General features: G+C 65.6%; 23 protein-coding genes and 1 pseudogene. 7 read left to right on the forward strand and 17 right to left on the reverse strand.

Annotated elements, in window-relative coordinates:
* The first annotated feature begins 29 nt into the window (after positions 1-29).
* From JNN06_RS15740 to JNN06_RS15750, 3 genes are all read left to right on the forward strand, one after another.
* Complete coding sequence (locus JNN06_RS15740) at positions 30-533, forward strand: hypothetical protein (RefSeq protein WP_291240541.1); 504 nt, start codon at positions 30-32, stop codon at positions 531-533.
* Between the two features lie 147 nt (positions 534-680).
* Positions 681-1,079 carry a hypothetical protein gene (locus JNN06_RS15745; protein WP_291240542.1) on the forward strand — a complete coding sequence of 133 codons (399 nt, stop codon included), beginning with the start codon at positions 681-683 and terminating at the stop codon, positions 1,077-1,079.
* Positions 1,076-1,660 carry a LuxR C-terminal-related transcriptional regulator gene (locus JNN06_RS15750; protein ID WP_366812946.1) on the forward strand — a complete coding sequence of 195 codons (585 nt, stop codon included), beginning with the start codon at positions 1,076-1,078 and terminating at the stop codon, positions 1,658-1,660. Before JNN06_RS15745 ends, JNN06_RS15750 begins: the two co-directional genes overlap by 4 nt.
* 128 nt (positions 1,661-1,788) lie before the next feature.
* On the opposite strand, the gene JNN06_RS15755 is transcribed toward JNN06_RS15750, so the two are convergent.
* The 10 genes from JNN06_RS15755 to JNN06_RS15800 all read right to left on the reverse strand — a co-directional run bounded on the left by JNN06_RS15755 (position 1,789) and on the right by JNN06_RS15800 (position 10,895).
* Positions 1,789-3,978: a 3-hydroxyacyl-CoA dehydrogenase NAD-binding domain-containing protein gene (locus tag JNN06_RS15755; protein ID WP_291240543.1), complete on the reverse strand. Its 2,190-nt coding sequence runs from the start codon at positions 3,976-3,978 to the stop codon at positions 1,789-1,791.
* Between the two features lie 88 nt (positions 3,979-4,066).
* A complete protein-coding gene (locus tag JNN06_RS15760; RefSeq protein ID WP_291240544.1) occupies positions 4,067-4,528 on the reverse strand; it encodes a cupin domain-containing protein in 462 nt (153 codons plus the stop codon).
* Positions 4,528-4,998: a cupin domain-containing protein gene (locus tag JNN06_RS15765; RefSeq protein WP_291240545.1), complete on the reverse strand. Its 471-nt coding sequence runs from the start codon at positions 4,996-4,998 to the stop codon at positions 4,528-4,530. The genes JNN06_RS15760 and JNN06_RS15765 overlap by 1 nt, the downstream gene beginning before the upstream one ends.
* A 31-nt stretch (positions 4,999-5,029) precedes the next feature.
* The gene (locus JNN06_RS15770; protein ID WP_291240546.1) at positions 5,030-5,455 is read right to left on the reverse strand and encodes a hypothetical protein; all 426 of its coding nucleotides are present in this window, start codon (positions 5,453-5,455) and stop codon (positions 5,030-5,032) included.
* A gap of 114 nt (positions 5,456-5,569) precedes the next feature.
* Positions 5,570-6,781 (reverse strand): acetyl-CoA C-acetyltransferase, encoded by a 1,212-nt coding sequence (locus JNN06_RS15775; RefSeq protein ID WP_291240547.1) that lies wholly within the window; start codon positions 6,779-6,781, stop codon positions 5,570-5,572.
* Between the two features lie 101 nt (positions 6,782-6,882).
* Complete coding sequence (locus tag JNN06_RS15780) at positions 6,883-7,527, reverse strand: glutathione S-transferase (protein WP_291240548.1); 645 nt, start codon at positions 7,525-7,527, stop codon at positions 6,883-6,885.
* A gap of 265 nt (positions 7,528-7,792) precedes the next feature.
* Positions 7,793-8,005 (reverse strand): hypothetical protein, encoded by a 213-nt coding sequence (locus JNN06_RS15785; RefSeq protein ID WP_291240549.1) that lies wholly within the window; start codon positions 8,003-8,005, stop codon positions 7,793-7,795.
* A 58-nt stretch (positions 8,006-8,063) separates the two neighbouring features.
* Positions 8,064-9,839 carry an acyl-CoA dehydrogenase C-terminal domain-containing protein gene (locus JNN06_RS15790; protein ID WP_291240550.1) on the reverse strand — a complete coding sequence of 592 codons (1,776 nt, stop codon included), beginning with the start codon at positions 9,837-9,839 and terminating at the stop codon, positions 8,064-8,066.
* Between the two features lie 64 nt (positions 9,840-9,903).
* On the reverse strand, positions 9,904-10,320 hold the full coding sequence (locus JNN06_RS15795) for a MerR family DNA-binding transcriptional regulator (protein WP_291240551.1): 417 nt from the start codon (positions 10,318-10,320) through the stop codon (positions 9,904-9,906).
* Between the two features lie 200 nt (positions 10,321-10,520).
* Positions 10,521-10,895 (reverse strand): MerR family DNA-binding transcriptional regulator, encoded by a 375-nt coding sequence (locus tag JNN06_RS15800; protein ID WP_291240552.1) that lies wholly within the window; start codon positions 10,893-10,895, stop codon positions 10,521-10,523.
* 133 nt (positions 10,896-11,028) lie between these two features.
* Between JNN06_RS15800 and JNN06_RS15805 the strand changes: the two genes are divergently transcribed.
* From JNN06_RS15805 to JNN06_RS15815, 3 genes are read left to right on the forward strand one after another with little or no spacing between them, the layout of a single operon-like run.
* A complete protein-coding gene (locus JNN06_RS15805) occupies positions 11,029-11,460 on the forward strand; it encodes a PaaI family thioesterase (protein WP_291240553.1) in 432 nt (143 codons plus the stop codon).
* A complete protein-coding gene (locus JNN06_RS15810; RefSeq protein WP_291240554.1) occupies positions 11,457-11,966 on the forward strand; it encodes a PaaI family thioesterase in 510 nt (169 codons plus the stop codon). The genes JNN06_RS15805 and JNN06_RS15810 overlap by 4 nt, the downstream gene beginning before the upstream one ends.
* Position 11,967: 1 nt before the next feature.
* Positions 11,968-13,311: an MATE family efflux transporter gene (locus JNN06_RS15815; RefSeq protein WP_291240555.1), complete on the forward strand. Its 1,344-nt coding sequence runs from the start codon at positions 11,968-11,970 to the stop codon at positions 13,309-13,311.
* A 40-nt stretch (positions 13,312-13,351) separates the two neighbouring features.
* Here JNN06_RS15815 and JNN06_RS15820 read toward each other — a convergent pair whose 3' ends face one another.
* From JNN06_RS15820 to rpsA, 7 genes and pseudogenes are all read right to left on the reverse strand, one after another.
* A complete protein-coding gene (locus JNN06_RS15820) occupies positions 13,352-14,095 on the reverse strand; it encodes a TIGR02186 family protein (RefSeq protein WP_291240556.1) in 744 nt (247 codons plus the stop codon).
* Entirely contained in the window at positions 14,092-15,018 is a 927-nt protein-coding gene (locus JNN06_RS15825; RefSeq protein ID WP_291240557.1) for a sulfite exporter TauE/SafE family protein, read from the reverse strand. Before JNN06_RS15825 ends, JNN06_RS15820 begins: the two co-directional genes overlap by 4 nt.
* A 101-nt stretch (positions 15,019-15,119) precedes the next feature.
* Positions 15,120-15,563 (reverse strand): GNAT family N-acetyltransferase, encoded by a 444-nt coding sequence (locus tag JNN06_RS15830; RefSeq protein WP_291240558.1) that lies wholly within the window; start codon positions 15,561-15,563, stop codon positions 15,120-15,122.
* Positions 15,557-16,228 (reverse strand): phosphoribosylanthranilate isomerase, encoded by a 672-nt coding sequence (locus tag JNN06_RS15835; RefSeq protein ID WP_291240559.1) that lies wholly within the window; start codon positions 16,226-16,228, stop codon positions 15,557-15,559. The genes JNN06_RS15830 and JNN06_RS15835 overlap by 7 nt, the downstream gene beginning before the upstream one ends.
* A gap of 3 nt (positions 16,229-16,231) precedes the next feature.
* Entirely contained in the window at positions 16,232-16,585 is a 354-nt protein-coding gene (locus JNN06_RS15840; RefSeq protein ID WP_366812953.1) for a LapA family protein, read from the reverse strand.
* 13 nt (positions 16,586-16,598) lie between these two features.
* The gene (gene ihfB, locus JNN06_RS15845) at positions 16,599-16,883 is read right to left on the reverse strand and encodes an integration host factor subunit beta (protein ID WP_291240560.1); all 285 of its coding nucleotides are present in this window, start codon (positions 16,881-16,883) and stop codon (positions 16,599-16,601) included.
* 196 nt (positions 16,884-17,079) lie between these two features.
* A pseudogene (gene rpsA, locus JNN06_RS15850) lies at positions 17,080-18,786 on the reverse strand (30S ribosomal protein S1); the annotation flags it as partial.
* 300 nt (positions 18,787-19,086) lie between these two features.
* Here rpsA and JNN06_RS15855 point away from each other — a divergent pair.
* Positions 19,087-19,561 (forward strand): lytic transglycosylase domain-containing protein (locus JNN06_RS15855; protein ID WP_291240563.1); only part of this gene is annotated, 475 nt, incomplete at its 3' end.

The following is a 19,561-nucleotide window of genomic DNA, read 5'->3' on the forward strand; positions in this document are numbered from 1 at the left end:
TCACACGTGACGTGGAGTATTGAGAGATGATGACTGCAAACCTGCGCAAGCTGTTGGTGAGCGTGGCGGTTTCGGCCCTGCTGGCGGGCCCGGCCCTGGCCGAGGGCGATGAGACGCCGGTGGATGATGGCGGTCTGGTGTCGGTGGACGAGCCGGAAGTGGCCGTCGATCCGATGCCGGAAGGCGAGCCGGATATGTGGACCGGCGGCAGCCCGGATTTCTGCGAGGCTTGCTCGGGCGAGCCGGTGGACCAGCCGGCCGATGGCGGCTCGGAGGATGGCGGCTCGGGGGACGGGATCAATGTTGATGAGCCGCAGATCGACGAGCCGCAGGTCGAAGAACCCATGACGCTGGATGGCACCGTGGATGACGTGACCGATCTGGGCGTCGATCCCGACGAGATCGAGCCGCGCATCCGCGAGACCATGGCGGATGGCGAAGGCATGGGCGCCCCGGCGCAGGGCCGCAGCTCGGTCGAGACGAGCGGGGGCGAATGCGTCTGGACCCCGCGCCAGATGCATTGCCGCGACTGACATGCGCAAGGCCGGGCGCTTGACCCAGTGTCGTTTCTGGTGAGAGGTTCACAAAGGTTGAGGGTTCCGCCCGGAGCTTGACATCCAGCCACCCTGCCGCAAGGCGGGGTGGCGCCTGGGTTTGAAAGGGATTGGCTGGAGATGACGATGCGCAGGATCATGCTGGGAGTTGCAACCATGCTGGCGCTGGCCTGGCCGGCCCTGGCGGAAAGCGTGGCGGAAACCGTGAAGCGGCAACTGCGCGAGCAGGGCTATCAGCGCATCGAGACCAGCTATACTTGGCTGGGGCGGCTGCGGGTGAATGCCGTGCAGGGCGATATGCGGCGCGAGATCGTGATCAACCCGAACACGGGCGAGATCCTGCGCGATTATGAGGCGATGATCCCGCGCATGGCCAAGGGCGAGGGGGTCACCGGCGGCACCAATGCGACCGTGGGCAGCATGACAGCCACGCGTACGGAGAGCGATGGCGGCAAGGTTGTCGATCTGGTGGAGCCGGGGACGACGATTGGCGACGAGACTTCTGTTGATACGGAGCAGGAATGACCCCCCTCCCGCGCAGGACGCTGCGCCAATATCTGACGCGCGGCACCATTGGCATCGGCCTGCTGATGACCTTGCAAGTGCTGTGTGCCGCCGTGTTTTTGTTCGACATCCTGTCCTCGGTGGTGGGGCTGCGCGACCGGCCGATCTCGTGGCAATTGCGCGAAATGATCGAGCTGGGCGCCGCGATCGGCCTGATCACCGGGCTGGCGCTGGGGGCCTATGCGCTGTGGCTGGTGCTGGGCGAGCGCAACCATGCCGAGGCCAGCCTGCGGCGCGCCTCGGGCGAATTCAATGACTTGCTGGCCGAGCGCTTTGCCGAATGGGGCCTGACCCCGGCAGAGCGCGATGTGGCGCTGTTTGCGATCAAGGGCATGTCCACCGCCGAAATCGCGGCGCTGCGCGAGACCTCGGAGGGCACGGTAAAGGCGCAGACCAATGCGATTTATCGCAAGGCGGGCGTGAGCGGGCGGCCGCAATTGCTGAGCCTGTTCATCGAAGAGCTGATGCGCGAGCCGGGGGCCGGGCCTTTGCGGAGCGACAGCAAGCCGGGCAGCCGCGCGGCACGGCGGGAGGCGGCGTAAGGGGGGGGCCCCGATTCAAGAAAAAGGGGGCGCTCGCGCCCCCTCTGGGCCTTCGGCCCATTCACCCCCTGAGGATATTTTCATCAGGTTGAAGGGCGCGACGGGGCGCCCTTCGTTTGGTTTGGGGTTCAGGCGGCCTTGGTGGCGGGGGCGGCGCTTGGGTAGAAGGTGGTGCCTTTCGCGGCCATGTCGCGCAGGCTTTGCGGTGCGGTGAAGCGCGGACCGAAGCGGGTGGTGAGATCGTCGCAGATCTCGACCGCGCGGGCCTGGCCCAGAATATCCAGCCAGCCGAAGGGGCCGCCCGACCAAGGCGCGAAACCCCAGCCCAGAATGGCGCCCACATCGCCCTCGCGGATGTCGGTCAGCACGCCCTCTTCCAGCGCGCGCACGGCCTCCAGCACCTGTGCCATCAGCAGGCGGTGTTGCACGGTGGCGAGATCGGGTTGCGTGTCGGCCACCGGCCATTCGGCGGCGAGGCCGTCCCAGAGGCCGAGACGATTGCCTTTCTCATCATAGGCATAGAAGCCCGCATTGGCCTTGCGACCCAGCCGCCCGAGGTCGGCCATGCGGAAGATCACCGCATCCACAGCGCCATCCGGGTAGGCGTCGCCCATGGCGGCGCGGGTCGCCTTGGCGATCTTCACCCCAAGGTCGATGGAGGTTTCATCGACCAGTTGCAGCGGCCCGAGCGGCATGCCGACGAGGCGTGCGGCGTTTTCGATGAGCGCCGGTTCCACCCCTTCGGCGACCATGCGGATGCCCTCGTTGATATAGGGGATGATGCAGCGATTGGCGTAGAAGAAGCGGGCGTCGTTCACCACGATGGGGGTCTTGCGGATCTGGCGCACGAAATCCAGCGCCTTGGCGACGGCGCGGTCGCCGGTGGCGCGGCCCTTGATGATCTCCACCAGGTTCATCTTGTCGACCGGCGAGAAGAAGTGAATGCCGATGAACTGCTCGGGGCGGGTGCTGGCTTGGGCGAGGCTGGTGATCGGCAGGGTGGAGGTATTGGTGGCGAAGATGCAATCGGCGGGGATGGCGGCCTCGACGCGGGCAGTGACCTCGGCCTTGACCTTCGGGTCTTCAAACACCGCCTCGACGATCAGGTCGCAGCCTGCGAGGGCGGCGTAATCGGTGGTGGCGGTGATGCGGGCCAGCACTTCGGCCTTTTTCGCAGCCGTGACCTTGCCGCGCTTCATGCCCTTGTCGAGCAGGCCCTCGGAATGGGCGCGGCCCCGGTCGGCGGCCTCGGGAGTGGCGTCGATCAGGACGACCTCGATCCCGGCAAGGGCCGAGACATAGGCAATGCCCGCGCCCATCATGCCCGCGCCGATGATGCCGACGCGCTGCACGGTCTGATCGGCGACTTGCGGGCGGTTGGCGCCTTTTTCCAGCGCCTCCTTGTTGATGAACAGTGACCGGATCATGGCGCTGGCCGAGGGGTTCATCAGCACGGAGGTGAATTGCCGCGCCTCGATCTTCAGGGCGGTGTCGAAGGGCACCAGCGCGCCTTCATAGACCGCCGAAAGCAGCGCCTTGGCCGCCGGATAGACACCTTGGGTCTTGCCATTGACCATGGCCGAGGCGCCCACGAAGGTCATGAAACCCGCCGCGTGATAGGGCGCGCCGCCGGGCATCTTGTAGCCCTTGGCATCCCAGGGCTTCACCAGATCGGCCTCCTTGGCGGCCAGAACCCACTCTTTCGCCCGCGCCAGCAGCGCCTCGGGGGCGACGACCTCGTCGATGATGCCGGCGGCTTTGGCCTTTTGCGGATCGCTGAGCTTGCCTTCCAGCAGGAAGGGTGCGGCCATCATGGCGCCGAGCTTGCGGACCAGGCGGGTGGTGCCGCCCGCGCCGGGGAAGATGCCGACCATGATTTCCGGCAGGCCGATCTTGGCCTTGGGATTATCGGCGGCGATGATGCGGTGGCAAGAGAGCGGCAGTTCCAGACCGATGCCCAAAGCGGTGCCGGGCAGCGCGGCCACGATGGGTTTGCCGCCCTTCAGGGTTTTCGGGTCCATGCCCGCGCGCTCGATCTTGCGCAGCACGGCATGCATCTGCATCACGCCATCAAAGATCGCCTGCGCCCCCCCGGCCCGCATCTGCGCGATGACGTTCAGATCCATCCCGCCCGCGAAATCCTTCTTGCCGGAGGTGACGATCACCCCTTTCACGGCAGGATCGGCCAAGGCGGTGTCGATATGGCGGTCGAGCAGGGCAAAGCCCTCCAGCGACATGACATTCATGCTTTTCGCGGCCACATCCCAGGTGATGGTGGCGACGCCATCGGCATCGACGGCATAGGTGAAATCGGTCATTGCGTCCTCCTCTCGGGTGCGGTTGCCGCGGGGGCTTCGCGCCCCCGCACCCCCGCGGGATATTTGTGCCAAGATGAATGTGGCGGGTTCAGTCTGTCGGGTAGGGGCTGCCGTCGCGGTGCAGATAGTGCCGGGCCGGGCCGTCCTTGATCGTGATCAGGTCGTGATCGGTGTAATGGATGGTGTCCTGCCGGTTGCGGGTGCCGATCACCAGATAGCGCGCGGGCGCCTGCGACCGGTTGTCGAGCCGGTGGCCGATCGGCGCTCCGGCGGGCCAGCAGGCAACGTCGCCGGGGTGCAGGGGGGTCTCCTCGTCCTCCACCAGCACCACCTCGCCCGAAAGCATCAGGATCATCTCATCCTCGGTCGCGTGCCAATGGCGGCGGCCAGAGGTGGAGCCGGGCGGCAATTCCTCGATGAAGGCGCCGAACTGGGTCAGGCCGCCGGGGTCGGAGAGCAGTTGATAGTGATAGGTCCCGATGCCACCGCCGAGAATCGGGTGCTGGTGGTCCTCCTCGGTGGCGAAGGGCGGGCGCGCGAGTTTGGGCATCAGCGCGGGCCCTCCCAATCGCTGCCATCGCGATAGGTGAAGCGGGCCTTGCCGCCCTCGATCTCGACCCGGAGGTCAACATCGGCATAGGTTGCCACCTCACGCGGGGCCTTGGTGCCGACCACCAGAAACACCGCAGGCGCGGCGCTGCGGTTCAGGAAATGGTGGCCATCGGCGCGGCCTGCCGGGAAGGCGGCGCAATCGCCCGCCCGCATCAGCGTTTCGCCGGCATCGGTGACCATGACGCATTCGCCCGCCGTCACCATGACGAATTCATCCTCGTTCAGGTGCCAATGCCGCAGCGAGGAGAGGGCGCCGGGTTGCAGCGTCACCAGATTGACGCCGAATTGCGTAAGCCCGCCGGCCTCGCCCAGCCGGAGGCTGCTGCGGCCCTGCATCATGCCTGCATAGGGTTCGGGGTAGATGGAGCCGGTTTTCATCGGCATCTGGCTCAGATCAAGTTTTGGCATCATGCGCCCCCCTGGCCGGGCGCCCGCGCCCTCAGGCCGAAATACGCCGCATGGTCACCCAGCCTGCGGTATCGGCATGGGGCATGCGGGTCACCTCCAGCGCCTCGATCAGCAGACGGCGCCCGCGATCCCGGCAATGGAAGATGCGGTCGGAATGGTCGATCACGCTGCCCGCCGCATCCATGTGGTGATAGCGCACCCAGGCGCGAAACCGCGCGCGGCGTGGCAGTTCCAGCGCCATGATCTCGGCCCGGGTAGAGGCGAAGCGCGCGCGCCGCCGCTTTGCCAGCAATTCGCGCAGCAAGGCCTCCAGCTCTGACGGGCGCGTCATCAGCAGCTTGCGGTCTTCCAGCTCCAGCGGCAGCGGAAAATCGTAATGCCCGATCACGCCCGCAAAATCCCCGCGCTCGAAGCAAAGGGTCAGGTCGGTCAGCAGAGCCTGCATCCGGCTGAACATCGCGGGGCCTTTCCAGTCCCGGCGCCATCAGCCGGGGATGATTTGCATTCTGCGCCACTCTGGCACAACTTGCAAGAATCAACCCCTGATTGCAACCCATGGCCCGGCACATGGTCAGACCCGCTCAATGATCGTGGCAGCCCCCATGCCGCTGGCGATGCAAAGCGTGGCGAGGCCGGTGGATTTGCCGGTCCGCTCCAGCTCATCCAGCAGGGTGCCGATGATGATGGCGCCGGTGGCGCCCAGCGGGTGCCCCATGGCGATGGAGCCGCCATTGGCGTTGACCCGCGCGGGGTCCACGTCGAAGGCTTGCTGGAAGCGCAGGACGACCGAGGCGAAGGCCTCGTTCACCTCGAACAGGTCGATGTCGCCAATGGTCATGCCGCTGTCGCGCAGGATTTTCGCGGTGACCGGGACCGGGCCGGTGAGCATGATGGTCGGATCGGTGCCGATCTTGGCGGTGGCACGGATGCGGGCGCGCGGGGTCAAGCCATGGGCGCGGCCGAAATCGGCATTGCCGATCAGCACCGCCGCCGCGCCATCCACGATGCCCGAGCTGTTGCCCGCGTGGTGGATATGCTCGATCCGCTCCAGATGCGGGTATTTCATCAGGGCGATCTTGTCGAAGCCCGGCATCGTCTCGCCCATATCCTTGAAAGCGGGCTTGAGGCCGGAAAGCGCCGCCAGATCGGTGCCGGGGCGCATGTATTCATCATGGGCCAGAATGGTCAGGCCGTTGCGATCGGTGACCGGCACGATGGATTTGGCAAAGCGGTTGTCGGCCCAGGCCGCCGCCGCGCGGTGCTGGCTTTCCACGGCCAGGGCATCGGCCATATCGCGGGTGAAACCATATTCGGTGGCGATGATGTCGGCGCTGATGCCCTGCGGCACGAAATAGGTTTTCAGCGCCAGCGCGGGATCGACCGCAATGGCCGCGCCATCACTGCCCATGGCAACGCGGCTCATCATCTCCACCCCGCCGGCGATGTAGGCGGCCCCTGCCCCGCCCTTCACCTGATTGGCGGCGATGTTCACCGCCTCCATCCCCGAGGCGCAGAAGCGGTTGATCGCCAGGCCGGGAATCGCCTGATCGAGATCGGAGGCCAGCACGGCCGAGCGCGCCAGGCAGCCGCCCTGCTCGCCCACCTGGGTGACATTGCCCCAGATCACATCCTCGACCGCATGGCCCTCCAGCCCGTTGCGCGCCTTCAACCCGTTCAGCATCTGCGCCGAAAGGGCAACCGAGGTCACCTCATGCAACGCGCCATCCGGGCGCCCCTTGCCGCGCGGGCTGCGGATCGCGTCATAGATAAAGGCTTCGGTCATCGTATCCTCCCAGTCGATCTGCGGGCAGCCTAACAGGGCTTCCTGCCCAAAGTGTAAATGCCGTCACGTCGCGAAAAGGGTGACGTGACCCTCACGTCACGTCACTTTGCCGCCGCGCGATCCGCCGGGTTTCCGGGCATGAGATCATAGGGATGCGCCCAGCCCGGCAGGGCGGAAATGCGGGAAAGCCAACGGTCGATGGCAGGCCATTCGGCACGGTCAAAGCCGAAGGGTTCTGGGTAGTAAAGGTAGGAACAGCAAGAGAAATCGGCGATGGTGGGGGCGCTGTCCGCCACCCAGTCGCGGCGGGCCAAATGGGCCTCCAGCACCTGACAGGCGGCACGGATGCGGCCTTGGGTGAAAGCGATCACCTCGGCCGGGCGCTTGGCTTCGGGCAGGAAATTCATCAGGAAGCGGCATGTGCCGATCTGGGCCGAGAATTTGTGATTGTCCCACAGGATCCAGCGCAGCACCTCATCGCGCGCCTCGGGCGTGGTGCCGCCGAACTGGCCGGACCGGTCGGCAAGATGGAACAGGACCATGCCGGATTGGGTCAGCACCGCGTCGCCCTCCTGCAAGACCGGGCATTCGCCCATCGGGTTCAGCGCGCGGAAAGCAGGGCTGCGCGCCTCGCCGCCGAAGAAATCCACAAAGCGCGGCTGCCAGTCGAACCCGGCCAGGCGCAGCATCAGGGCGACCTTGTAGCTGTGCCCGGATTCGCCAAAGCAATGGAGGGTGAATGTCATGGGTCAGCTCCCTGTAATCAACCGAGGTGGGGGCTTTGCGCCCCCACACCCCCGCAGGATATTTGGGCCAAGATGAATAACCAAATCTTAACTTTATGCGGGTTCATTGGTGGGGCGGTACAGGCTGGGAAGCCGATGACCGCCCAAGGTGAAGCCCCGTTCTGCCATACGCATAGCCAAGGCGGGCCGCGGAACGGTGTGGACCTGCATTTCATCTTGGCCCTAAATATCCTCCCGCCGAAGGCGTCCGCAGCCAGCCACAGGCTCAGCGCTTGCGATCTTCCAGCTCGGCGTTGAACAGGCGCAGGCGGTGGGTCATCGTGTCATGGTCGATCACGCTGGTCCAATTTTCAAACAGGAAAGACAGCGCCTCGCCCTCATCCAGACCGGCCTCATGGGCGAAGGCGCGCAGGCGGCGATAGCCGTCTTCGGTCATGGCGACGGGGAAGCGGCGGGTCAGGCGAAAGCGGCGGGGCATAGGGCGTCTCCGGTTGGCTGGGGCGCGATTTTTCGGAGAAAAATCGCACCCCGCCACATTAGAACGCCTCGGCGGCCAGCGCCATCACCGGATCGGCGCCGGTTTCGATGCGAGCGAGGTGCAGGGCGCAGGCCGGCATGTGGCGCGCCATGTAATAGCGCCCGGTGGCGATCTTTGTCTCGTAGAAGGTTTTATCGGCGGCCCCTGCGTCCAGCGCGGTGAGGGCGGCTTTGGCCATGCGGGTCCACATCAGGCCGAGGCAGACATGGCCCATCAGATGCATGAAATCATAGCTGCCCGCCAGCGCGGCATTGGGGTTCTTCATGCCATTCTGCATGAAGAACATGCCTGCTTGCTGCATCTGTTTGGAGGCCAGTTTCAGCGCCTCGGTGAAGGGTTTCATGCGGTCGTCGCTGTCATGCGCCTTGCATTCGGCCTTCACCATCTCGAAAAATGCCATCACATGCTTGCCGCCATCGGTGGCGAGTTTGCGGCCCACGAGGTCCAGCGCCTGCACGCCATTGGCGCCTTCATAGATCATGGCGATCCGGGCATCGCGCACGAACTGGCTCATGCCCCATTCTTCGATATAGCCATGGCCGCCGTAGATCTGCTGGGCCTGCACCGCCATGTCAAAGCCCTTGTCGGTCTGGAAGCCCTTGATCACCGGGGTCAGCAGGCCGATCAGGCCATCCGCCGCCGCATCATCCATGCGGCGGTGGCGGTCGATCAGCGACGCGCCCCAGAAGGTCAGCGCGCGGGCGCCCTCGACGAAGCTTTTCTGATCCATCAGGTTGCGGCGGATGTCCGGATGCACGATCAGCGGATCGGCGGGACCGGTGGTGTTCTTGACGCCGGTGACATCGCGGCCTTGCAGGCGGTCCTTGGCGTAATCGAGCGCGTTCTGATAGGCGGCTTCGGCCACGGCATAGCCTTGCAGGCCGACGCCCAGCCGCGCCTCGTTCATCATGGTGAACATGGCGCGCATGCCCTTGTGCAGCTCGCCCAGCAGGAAGCCGGTGGCGCCGTCATAGTTCAGCACGCAGGTGGCATTGCCGTGAATGCCCATCTTGTCTTCGATCTTGCCGACCGAGACCGGGTTGCGGGCGCCCAAGCTGCCATCGGCATTGACCATGAATTTCGGCACGATGAACAGCGAGATGCCCTTGGTTCCTTCGCCGCCACCGGGGGCCTTGGCCAGCACCAGATGGATGATGTTTTCGGCCAGATCATGTTCGCCCGCCGAGATGAAGATCTTCTGGCCGGTGATCTTGTAGCTGCCATCGGCCTGCGGTTCGGCCTTGGTGCGCAACAGGCCCAGATCGGTGCCGCAATGCGGCTCGGTCAGGTTCATCGTGCCGGTCCAGTCGCAGGAGACCATCTTGGGCAGATAGGTGGCTTTCTGCTCTGCCGTGCCATGGGCATGGATCGCGGAATAGGCGCCGTGGGTCAGGCCCTGATACATGTTGAAGGCCATGTTCGCGCTGACAAAAATCTCGCCCACGGCCGTGCCCATGACATAGGGCAGGCCCTGCCCGCCATAATCGGGGTCGCAATCGAGCGCGGTCCAGCCGCCCTCTTTCATCGCGGCGAAGGCGGGTTTGAAGCCATCGGGCGTGCGCACCACGCCATTTTCCAGCACGCAGCCGATCTGGTCGCCCACGCTGTTCAGCGGCTCCAGCACATCCGAGGCCACCTTGCCCGCCTCCTCCAGCACCGCAGCGGTGAAGCCGGCATCCAGATCTTCATAGCCGGGAATCCCGGCCTCGGTCACTTTCAGCACGTCCTGCAACAGGAATTGCATGTCCTTCACGGGGGCGGTGTAGCGGGTCATCAGTCTCTCCCTCTGATGTCTGCGGCGGGCGCGCGGCCCGCAAAATTGGGTGGTCTATGGGTCGTCAGGCCTTGCCCTTGCGCAGCGTGGCCAGCATCTCGTTGCCCCAGGCCATCTGGGCCTTGAGGTCGGCAATCGCCTCGTTCAGCTCGTCGCGCTGTGCCTCCATCGCGGCGAGGCGGTCCTGCGCCAGCGCATAGGTGCGGCTGAGCTGCGCCTCTTGCTGGCCGGGTTCGCGGTCATACATGTCGAGCAGTTGCCGGATGTCCTCGAGGCTGAAACCGAAGCGCTTGCCGCGCAGGATCAGTTTCAGCCGCGCGCGGTCGCGGCGGGTGAACAGGCGTTTGGTGCCCTGACGGATCGGAAACAGAAGCTCTTTCTGTTCATAGAACCGCAGCGTGCGCGGCGTGACCTCGAAGGCGTCGCACATCTCGCGGATGGTCAGGGCGTCAGACAGATCGGACGGGTTACGGTCGGGCATGGAACAGCTCTCGCAGGGTTACTCTGCGTCAAAGATGTGAGGTCAGCCCATGGGATACCAGAGAGTCTTACGTTGACGTAAACAGAACGTCGCGTCAGATCGGAAATGACGTAATGTCAGGAAAAATCTGCTTCAAATGGCGCAATTATCTGACGCTGCGTCAGGCGGTTTTTCGGCAAATCGCCCCGGAATTCCGGGGTTCAAAGCGTATTGAGCTGGGTGAGCGCGGTTTCACGCAGGGCCTCCAGATCGGTGATCGAGCTTTCCAGCTCGGCCTTCTGGCGGGCCAGTTCGGCCAGCTGGCGGTCGGCCATGGCGATCCAGGCCTCCAGCTGCGGCTTGGTGCCCTTTTGCTGATAGATCAGCAGCCATTGCCGGATTTCCTCAAGGCTGAAGCCAAAGCGCCGCCCGCGCAGCACCAGCGTCATGCGGGCAATCTCGCGCGGGCCGTAAAAGCGGGCGCGGCCTTCCTTTTCGGGGGCCAGCAGCTCGATATATTCGTAATAGCGCAAGGTGCGGGGCGTGACCTCGAACTTCGCACACATTTCCTTGAAACTCAGACGAATGTCGCTCATGCCCGGCCCTCCTGCTGCGGGCAGAGTAACGGGGAATGCACAGGTTTCGCAATGGTTTCGCCGCGTTGCGGCTTGCGAGGCGCGCGGGGGGCGTGTCAGATGCCCGCAATGGGCCCCGAGGCGGAGGGAGAGAATGGCAGATTTGCTGGATCGTGCGCGCGCCTTCATTCAGGCGCTGCCCCATGCGAGGGCGCTTGGCATGGAGATGGAGGCGTTCGGCGCGGGCCGCGCCACGCTGGCGATGGCCTATGATACGCGCTTTGTCGGTGACCCGCTGACCGGGGTTATTCATGGCGGCGCGGTGTCGGCCCTGATGGATACGGCCTCGGGCGCGGCGGTGATGGGGCATCCGGCCTCGCCCGGGACCACGGCCACCATTGATCTGCGGATTGATTACATGCGCCCGGCCACGCCGGGGCAGCGCATCCGGGCGCGGGCGGAATGTTACCATGTGACGCGCAGCGTGGCTTTCGTGCGGGTGACGGCGACCGACGAGGATGAGGCCCGCCCGGTGGCCACGGCCACGGGGGCCTTTACCTTTGACCGTCGGGGAGTGCAGGCATGAGCGAGCGTCAGAAGCCGGAACCTGTGCAGGTGGTGAAGGGGCGGCGCGATGCGATGCTGCGGCGTCTGGTCGAGGGCGTGCCCTATATCGGTTTCCTCGGCATCCAGTTCGACCGGCGCGGCGACGAGCTGACCGCGGTGCTGCCGTTTCAGGACATGCTGATCGGCAATCCGATGATCCCGGCGCTGCATGGCGGGGCGACCGCGGCCTTTCTGGAGGTGACGGCGATCATCGAGCTGGCCTGGGTGATGCTGTGGGAGGATATGGAGGCCGGGCGGATCGACCCGAGCGCCGAGGGCGCGCCCTTCCCGCGCCTGCCCAAGACGATTGATTTCACCGTGGATTATCTGCGATCCGGCCTGCCGCGCGATGCCTATGCGCGGGCGCGGGTGAACCGCTCGGGGCGGCGCTATGCCAGCGTGCATGTCGAGGCCTGGCAGGACAACCGCTCGCGGCTGTTTGCACAGGCGACCGGGCATTTCCTGATGCCGGACAAGACCGATTGAGATGGCGGAGCTGGCTCCGGCCCCGACGCCGGCCTTGCCCCCGACCCTGCCGCCGCCCCTGACGCATCGCCGGGTGCTGCGGATCGCGGCGCCCATCGTGATTTCCAACGCCACGGTGCCCTTGTTGGGCGCGGTGGATACGGCGGTGGTGGGGCAAATGGGGCTGGCCGCGCCCATCGGGGCGGTGGGGCTGGGCGCGGTGGTGCTGGCCAGTTTCTACTGGATTTTCGGCTTTCTGCGCATGGGCACCACCGGGCTTGCGGCGCAGGCCCATGGCGCGGGTGATGTGGGGCTGCGCAATGCGGTGCTGATCCGGGCGCTGCTGATCGGGCTGGCCGCCGGGCTGGTGCTGGTGGCGGCGCAGGCGGCGATCTTCTGGGCGGCGTTCCGGTTGGCCCCCGCCTCGACCGAGGTGGAGCGGCTGGCGCGCAGCTATCTGGCGCTGCGGATCTGGGGCGCACCCGCCACCATCGCGCTTTATGCCATCACCGGCTGGCTGATCGCGCTGGAGCGTACGCGGGGCGTGCTGCTCTTGCAGCTGTGGATGAACGGGCTGAATATCGGCCTCGATCTGTGGTTCGTGCTGGGCTTGGGTTGGGGCGTGCCGGGGGTGGCGGCGGCCACGCTGATCGCGGAATGGAGCGGCCTCGGGCTGGGGCTGTGGCTCTGCCGTGACGGGCTGCGGCTGGCGGGCGCGCGGCTGTGGGACGCGGCGGCGCTGCGGCGGATGGCCAGCGTGAACGGCGACATCATGATCCGCTCGGTGCTGCTGCAAGGCAGCTTCACCGCCTTCCTGCTGCTGGGCGCCGGGAGGGGCGATGTGACGCTGGCCGCCAATCAGGTGCTGATGCAGTTTCTGGAAATCACCGCCTATGCGCTGGATGGCTTTGCCTTCGCGGCAGAGGCGCTGGTGGGGCAAGCGGTCGGCGCGCGGGCACGGGACAGCCTGCATCAGGCGGTGCGGCTGGCCTTCCACTGGGGCTTTGCCGGGGCGGCGGCGCTGGCTTTGGCCTTCGCGCTGGCGGGTCCGCAAATCATTGATCTGATGAGCAGCGCGCCCGAGGTGCGGGCCGAGGCGCGGGCCTATCTGCCCTGGCTGATGGCGGCGCCGCTGATCGGGGTGGCCAGCTGGATCTGGGACGGCGTGTTCATCGGCGCCACCGCCACCCGGGCGATGCGCAATGCGATGGTGTTCTGCGTCGCGCTTTACGCGGCGAGCCTTGCGCTGCTGCTGCCTGTTTGGGGCAATCACGGGCTTTGGGCCGCGCTGATGGGGCTGAACGCGGCGCGCGGGCTGACGCTGGGCTGGCTGTGGCCCCGGGTCTCGCGCGGGCTTGTCGATTGAGCGGGGGGCGATTTTTCGTCGAAAAATCGAGCGCGCCCTGTCACCAGCGCATGCGCTGGAACAGGGCCGAGGCCGCCCAACCGGCAAAGCCCGCGATCAGCAGCGAGGCCAGGCCGTACAGCAGCGGTTGCTGATGCGCGTTCTCATAGATGAAGCGCTCCAGCCCGGCCTTGCGCACCCAGATCGTGCGCTTGACGGTATCCAGCACCTCGCCCTCGCGGGTGAGGAACAGGCGCACGGTGTAATTGCCCTCGGTCAGCGCGGCGGGCAGGGCCACATCGGTGCGGAACAGGGTTTCCTCGGTCAGGGCAATGCTGTTTTCCTGCGTGAAATAGCGCCCTTCGGCGGTGCCGATGCGCAGGATCGCATCCATGAAGGGCTGCGAGGTTGGCTCTTCGCTGCGCAGCACCCGCGCCAGCGTCACGCCATGGCGCAGGTCTTCCTCGGGGGTCAGCGCCTCGTCCAGCGGGGCAGAGCTGGCCACCGCATAGAAGCTGGGCACCGGGCCGGGGCGGAGCCGGTCGGTATTGGCCCAGATCGGCCCGATGCGGTCCTTGCGGCGCACCACCACCGGCAGGTCCGGCCCCTCTACCGTGATCACCACGCGCAGGCTGCGGCCCGGCGCGATGGGGGCCTCGCGCTTCACCGCGCCATAGATCAGGATTTCCGACCCGGCATAATCGGCGGTGATCGAGACCGAGGATTGCGACAGGCCCGCCACGATGCTTTCCGCCCCGGCGGGCAGGGGCAGCAGGGCGAGGGCAAGGGCAAGCGCGCGGATCATGGCAGCCGCCCCGCAAGGGTGACGGAATAGAGTTCCGAGGGCGTCAGCACCAGATCGAGGCCGACCTTGAAACAGACCAACAGCACCAGCCCGGCCAGCAGGATGCGCAATTGCTCGGCTTTCAGCCGCACGCCGAAGCGCGCGCCGAATTGCGCGCCGATCACCCCGCCCAGGATCAGCAGCACGGCCAGCAGGATGTCGACCGATTGGCTGGTGACGGCATGGGCGACGGTGGTGAAAGCGGTGGTGAAGATGATCTGGAACAGCGAGGTGCCGATGACGACCTTGGTGGGCATGCCCAGCAGGTAGATCATGGCGGGCACCATGATGAAGCCGCCGCCCACGCCCATCACCGCCGACAGGAAGCCCACAAAGGCGCCGATCATCAAGGGCGGCAAGACGCTGATATAAAGGCCGGATGTGCGGAACTTCACCTTGAAGGGCATGCCATGCGCCCAGGTATGCACATGCGCCCGGCGCACCACCACGCCGCCCGCCTGCCGCGCCCGCCACAGCGCCCGCAGGCTTTCCTGCATCATCATGGCGCCGACAATGCCCAGAAACACCACATAGGCCAGCGAGACGAACAGATCGACCTGCCCGATGGCCGTAAGCCGGGCAAAGACCCAGATGCCGATCCCCGAGCCGATCAGGCCGCCGCAAAGCAGCACCACGCCCATGCGGATATCCACCGCCTTGCGCTTGAACTGCGCCAGCACGCCGGAGATCGAAGAGGCCACCACCTGATTGGAGCCGGTCGCCACCGCCACGCCGGGCGGCACGCCGATGAAGATCAGCAAGGGTGTGATCAGAAAGCCACCGCCCACGCCGAACAGGCCCGACAGAAACCCCACAAGCCCGCCGATCCCGACCAACGCATAGGCGTTGACCGCAACCTCGGCAATCGGGAGGTAGAGCTGCATCGGCCTGCTCGCATTCAGTGTTTTCACCAGCCTTGCCGCAGCGCGGCGGATTGTCAAATCCACAGGCGGCAGATGGGCGCGGATTTGCGGCACTGTGGCGGTTACAGCGCCTTCTTGTAGCCCAGATGAGAGGGTTCATACCCCAGCCGGTCATAGAAGGCATGGGCGCGCAGGCGGGATTTGTCGGTGGTCAGCTGGATCATCGCGGCGCCTGCGGCACGGGCGCGAGCCTCGACCTCGGCCATCAGGGCGGCACCGATGCCGGTGCTGCGCAGATCGGGGGCCACGCGCACCGCCTCGACCAGCGCGCGGGTCATGCCCTGGCGCGACAAGCCGTGCAGGATCGTCAGCTGGCAGGTGGCAACCACCCGGCCCGCCAGATCGCCCACGATCAGCTGGTGCATCGGATTGGCCGCCAGCCGGTCAAAGGCGGCCAGATAGGGCGCGAGCTCCGCAGTTTCGCGCCCCTGCCCCAGCGGATCATCGGTCAGCAGCGCCATGATGGCGGGAACATCGGCGCGGCGGGCCGCGCGGAAGATCACCATCGCGGCACGCCATCGCCCTGCGCGCCCAGATGGGCGGCGCGGGTGAAGGCCGCGATGCGGGCCGGGTCTTTCACCCCCGGCGCGCTTTCGACGCCAGAGGAGACATCGACCTGCCGCGCATTGGTCAGGCGGATCGCCTCGGCCACATTCTCGGGCGTCAGGCCGCCGGCCAGCATCCAGGGCCTGAGCCAGCGCCGCTGCGCCACCAGCCGCCAATCGAAGGAAAGGCCGTTGCCCCCCGGCAGATCGGCATGTTTGGGCGGCTTGGCGTCGATCAGCAGCTGATCCGCCACGGTCGAATAGTCAAAGATCGCGGCCAGATCGCCCTCATCCGCCACGCCCACGGCCTTCATCACCGGCAGGCCATAGCGGGCGCGGATCGCCGCCACGCGGTCGGGGCTTTCATGGCCATGCAGTTGCAGCATGTCGAGCGGCACGGCTTCCACGATCTCGTCCAGCGCGGCATCAGACGCATCGACCACCAGCGCCACCTTGGCCAGCCCCACCGGCGCGGCAAAGGCCATGGCGCGGGCCTGTTCCAGCGTCACATGGCGCGGGCTTTTGGGAAAGAACACGAAACCGGCATAGGCCGCCCCCGCCCCGGCGACGGCGGCAATGTCCTGCGGGCTGCGCAGCCCGCAGATTTTCACGCGAATCTCCGCCATGGCTCAGGCCTTCTTTTCCAGGAGCGCCAGCACATCATCCTGCGGCGTGCCCTTGGCATCGCGCATCGCCGCCAGCTCGCGCTGCAAGCGCGCGGCCTCGCGGGTCTTGCTGCTGGCGGTGGAGCGGTGGCGATGCTCGCGCAGCCATTCCCAGACAAAGCCGATGAGAAGGCCGATGGCCACCCCGCCAAAGATCACCACGAACAAGGGCAGTTCCACCTGCCATTGCGCGGCGGCCAGCCCTGCCAGATCCTCGGGCAGGGCCTTCAGCGTGACCGGGGCGCGATTGGCCAGCGCCACCGTCAGCAGGCACAGACCGATGGCCAGCAAGACCAGATAGCGCAGGTATTTCAGCATCGCCGCCGCCCTCTCAGGCCTTGCCGTTCAGCCGGTCGCGCAGCAGCTTGCCGGTTTTGAAGAAGGGCACGCGCTTGTCATCCACCTCGACCGCCTCGCCGGTGCGCGGGTTGCGGCCGGTGCGGGCCTCGCGTTCTTTCACCGAGAAGGCGCCGAAACCGCGCAGCTCGACCCGGTCGCCCTTGGCCAGCGCCTCGATGATTTCTTCAAAGACAGTGTTCACGATCCGCTCGACATGGCGTTGCGTGAGATGCGGATTGGCATCCGCGATTTTCTGAATGAGTTCGGAACGGATCATCCGCAGTCTCTCCCCCGGGGCATATGGCAGCAGCCCACATTTTTATGCCCTTGGACTATAACGGGGAAATTTTGCCGCACAAAAGAAAAAGCCTGCAATCGCGGTCACTTGGCACCGCAGCATGGCGAAAACCTGCCGCAAAAGCCACAGGCCCCGCCAAAAGACGGGGCCTGCGTCAACAATCAGGGGGCCGAGATCAGCCGCGATCCGAGCCTTTGAGGGCCGCGCCGAGGATGTCGCCCAGCGAAGCACCCGAATCGGACGAGCCATATTGCTCCACCGCTTCTTTCTCTTCGGCGATTTCCTTGGCCTTGATCGACAGGCCCAGACGGCGGGTTTTGCTGTCCACGTTGGTCACGCGGGCATCCACCTTGTCGCCAACCTGGAAACGCTCGGGGCGCTGGTCGGCACGGTCACGGGCCAGATCCGAGCGACGGATGAAGGCTTTCATGCCGTTGTATTCGACCTCGATGCCGCCCTCTTCGATCGCGGTGACGGTGCAGGTGACGACGCCGCCACGCTTCACGCCATCAACCGCGTCGGAGAAGGTGTCTTCGCCCAGGTTCTTGATCGAGAGCGAGATACGCTCTTTCTCGATATCCACTTCGGTGACGGCGGCCTTGACCACGTCGCCCTTGCGGTATTCCTGGATGGCTTCTTCGCCGCGCTTGTCCCACGACAGGTCGGACAGGTGAACCATGCCGTCGATGTCGTTTTCCAGACCGATGAACAGACCGAATTCGGTGATGTTCTTGACTTCGCCCTCGATGGTCGAACCCACCGGGTTACGCTCGGCGAAGACTTCCCACGGGTTGCGTTGGGTCTGCTTGAGGCCCAGCGACACGCGGCGCTTGGCGCTGTCGATTTCCAGCACCATGACGTCGACTTCCTGCGAGGTCGAGACGATCTTGCCGGGGTGGACGTTCTTCTTGGTCCAGGACATTTCCGAGACGTGAACCAGACCCTCGACACCGGCTTCCAGCTCCACGAAGGCGCCGTAATCGGTGATGTTGGTGACGCGGCCCTTGTGGACCGATCCCAGCGGGTAGGCGCGTTCCACGGCATCCCACGGATCGGACTGGAGCTGCTTCATGCCGAGGCTGATGCGGTGAGTGTCCTTGTTGATCTTGATGACCTGGACCTTGACGGTCTCGCCGATCGACAGGATCTCCGACGGGTGGTTGACGCGGCGCCAGGCCATGTCGGTGACGTGCAGCAGGCCGTCCACGCCGCCCAGGTCAACGAAGGCACCGTATTCGGTGATGTTCTTGACCACGCCATCCACGGTCTGACCTTCGGTCAGGTTGGAGATGACTTCGGCACGCTGTTCGGCGCGCGATTCTTCCAGGATGGCGCGACGCGAGACAACGATGTTGCCACGGCGACGGTCCATTTTCAGGATCTGGAAGGGCTGCTTGATGCCCATCAGCGGGCCGGCGTCGCGCACGGGGCGCACGTCCACTTGCGAACCCGGAAGGAACGCCACAGCGCCGCCCAGATCGACGGTGAAGCCACCCTTGACGCGGCCGAAGATCGCGCCTTCGACGCGGGTCTCGTTGGCGTATGCTTTTTCCAGACGGTCCCATGCCTCTTCGCGGCGGGCCTTGTCACGCGAGATGACGGCTTCGCCACGGGCATTCTCGACGCGGTCCAGATAGACCTCGACTTCGTCGCCCACGTTGATCGACGGGGCTTCGCCGGGGTTTGCGAATTCTTTCAGGTCGACGCGGCCTTCCATCTTGTAGCCGACGTCGATGATGGCCTGACCCGCCTCGATGGCGATGACGCGGCCTTTGACAACCGTGCCCTCTTCGGGGGTGTCAATCTCGAAGCTTTCCTTCAGAAGGGCTTCGAATTCGTCCATGGATGCTTTAGCGCACATATGCAGTTGGTCCTTTTCTCGTGTTTTCTGGCCATGCGGTTGGCTCCGCCGGTCTTTGGTCGATCCAAAGCGAAACGACCCGGAAACCGGGCCCGAGTCTTTCAGGATGGCCGCGCTATAGCGGGTTTGGCCCAGCAGGGCAAGGGAAAGGGCAGGCAGATGGCGCCGCTTCGCGCATCGGCGGCATGCCGCCTTCCCCGCCCGCCCGCTTGGCGCTAGACTGGTGCCAGAGCAGAACCAGACCCAGCCGCAAAGGGCAGATTGATGCGTCTTGTGAACCCCTTCCTCTCCCTCGCCCTGATGGCCGCGCTTGGCGCCTGCATGGGCGGTGGCGGTGCCGTCTCGCAATCAGGAAACAGCCCCACCGTGATCAAATATGGCCGCGACCAATCGCCCGATCCCGCCAAGGTTGCCGGGCTGAACGCCTGGATCGAGGCCTTCCGCCCGCGCGCCATGGCAGCGGGGATCAGCCCGGCGACCTATAACGCCGCCTTTGCCGAGGTGGTCTATAACCCCACGGTGATCCAGCGCTCGCAGAACCAGGCGGAGTTCACCAAATCGCTGTGGGAATATCTGGAAACCGCCGTTTCGGAGAAGCGGGTGGCCAATGGCCGCGCCATGCTGGCCCAACATGCGGGCGTGCTGGCGCAGATCGAAGCCACCTATGGCGTGGATAAGGAAGTGGTCGTCGCGGTCTGGGGCATGGAATCCGGCTATGGCGAGAAGCGCGGCGACCTGCCGCTGATTGAGGCCCTCGCAACCCTGTCCTATGATGGCCGCCGGGCCGAGTTCTTTC

The organism is Gemmobacter sp., assembly GCF_016792925.1.
In the GTDB taxonomy this organism is placed as follows: domain Bacteria; phylum Pseudomonadota; class Alphaproteobacteria; order Rhodobacterales; family Rhodobacteraceae; genus Gemmobacter.

What these genes read in the sequence shown, in the direction of transcription:
- JNN06_RS15795 (WP_291240551.1), bottom strand. Translation starts at nt 10,320, where the DNA reads ATGCCCGACCGTAACCCGTCCGATCTGTCTGACGCCCTGACCATCCGC.
- JNN06_RS15805 (WP_291240553.1), top strand. Translation starts at nt 11,029, where the DNA reads ATGGCAGATTTGCTGGATCGTGCGCGCGCCTTCATTCAGGCGCTGCCC.
- JNN06_RS15840 (WP_366812953.1), bottom strand. Translation starts at nt 16,585, where the DNA reads ATGCTGAAATACCTGCGCTATCTGGTCTTGCTGGCCATCGGTCTGTGC.
- JNN06_RS15810 (WP_291240554.1), top strand. Translation starts at nt 11,457, where the DNA reads ATGAGCGAGCGTCAGAAGCCGGAACCTGTGCAGGTGGTGAAGGGGCGG.
- JNN06_RS15745 (WP_291240542.1), top strand. Translation starts at nt 681, where the DNA reads ATGCGCAGGATCATGCTGGGAGTTGCAACCATGCTGGCGCTGGCCTGG.
- JNN06_RS15750 (WP_366812946.1), top strand. Translation starts at nt 1,076, where the DNA reads ATGACCCCCCTCCCGCGCAGGACGCTGCGCCAATATCTGACGCGCGGC.
- JNN06_RS15830 (WP_291240558.1), bottom strand. Translation starts at nt 15,563, where the DNA reads ATGGTGATCTTCCGCGCGGCCCGCCGCGCCGATGTTCCCGCCATCATG.
- JNN06_RS15800 (WP_291240552.1), bottom strand. Translation starts at nt 10,895, where the DNA reads ATGAGCGACATTCGTCTGAGTTTCAAGGAAATGTGTGCGAAGTTCGAG.
- JNN06_RS15760 (WP_291240544.1), bottom strand. Translation starts at nt 4,528, where the DNA reads ATGCCCAAACTCGCGCGCCCGCCCTTCGCCACCGAGGAGGACCACCAG.
- JNN06_RS15755 (WP_291240543.1), bottom strand. Translation starts at nt 3,978, where the DNA reads ATGACCGATTTCACCTATGCCGTCGATGCCGATGGCGTCGCCACCATC.
- JNN06_RS15790 (WP_291240550.1), bottom strand. Translation starts at nt 9,839, where the DNA reads ATGACCCGCTACACCGCCCCCGTGAAGGACATGCAATTCCTGTTGCAG.
- JNN06_RS15820 (WP_291240556.1), bottom strand. Translation starts at nt 14,095, where the DNA reads ATGATCCGCGCGCTTGCCCTTGCCCTCGCCCTGCTGCCCCTGCCCGCC.
- ihfB (WP_291240560.1), bottom strand. Translation starts at nt 16,883, where the DNA reads ATGATCCGTTCCGAACTCATTCAGAAAATCGCGGATGCCAATCCGCAT.
- JNN06_RS15765 (WP_291240545.1), bottom strand. Translation starts at nt 4,998, where the DNA reads ATGCCAAAACTTGATCTGAGCCAGATGCCGATGAAAACCGGCTCCATC.
- JNN06_RS15825 (WP_291240557.1), bottom strand. Translation starts at nt 15,018, where the DNA reads ATGCAGCTCTACCTCCCGATTGCCGAGGTTGCGGTCAACGCCTATGCG.
- JNN06_RS15740 (WP_291240541.1), top strand. Translation starts at nt 30, where the DNA reads ATGACTGCAAACCTGCGCAAGCTGTTGGTGAGCGTGGCGGTTTCGGCC.
- JNN06_RS15835 (WP_291240559.1), bottom strand. Translation starts at nt 16,228, where the DNA reads ATGGCGGAGATTCGCGTGAAAATCTGCGGGCTGCGCAGCCCGCAGGAC.
- JNN06_RS15770 (WP_291240546.1), bottom strand. Translation starts at nt 5,455, where the DNA reads ATGTTCAGCCGGATGCAGGCTCTGCTGACCGACCTGACCCTTTGCTTC.
- JNN06_RS15815 (WP_291240555.1), top strand. Translation starts at nt 11,968, where the DNA reads ATGGCGGAGCTGGCTCCGGCCCCGACGCCGGCCTTGCCCCCGACCCTG.
- JNN06_RS15785 (WP_291240549.1), bottom strand. Translation starts at nt 8,005, where the DNA reads ATGCCCCGCCGCTTTCGCCTGACCCGCCGCTTCCCCGTCGCCATGACC.
- JNN06_RS15775 (WP_291240547.1), bottom strand. Translation starts at nt 6,781, where the DNA reads ATGACCGAAGCCTTTATCTATGACGCGATCCGCAGCCCGCGCGGCAAG.
- JNN06_RS15780 (WP_291240548.1), bottom strand. Translation starts at nt 7,527, where the DNA reads ATGACATTCACCCTCCATTGCTTTGGCGAATCCGGGCACAGCTACAAG.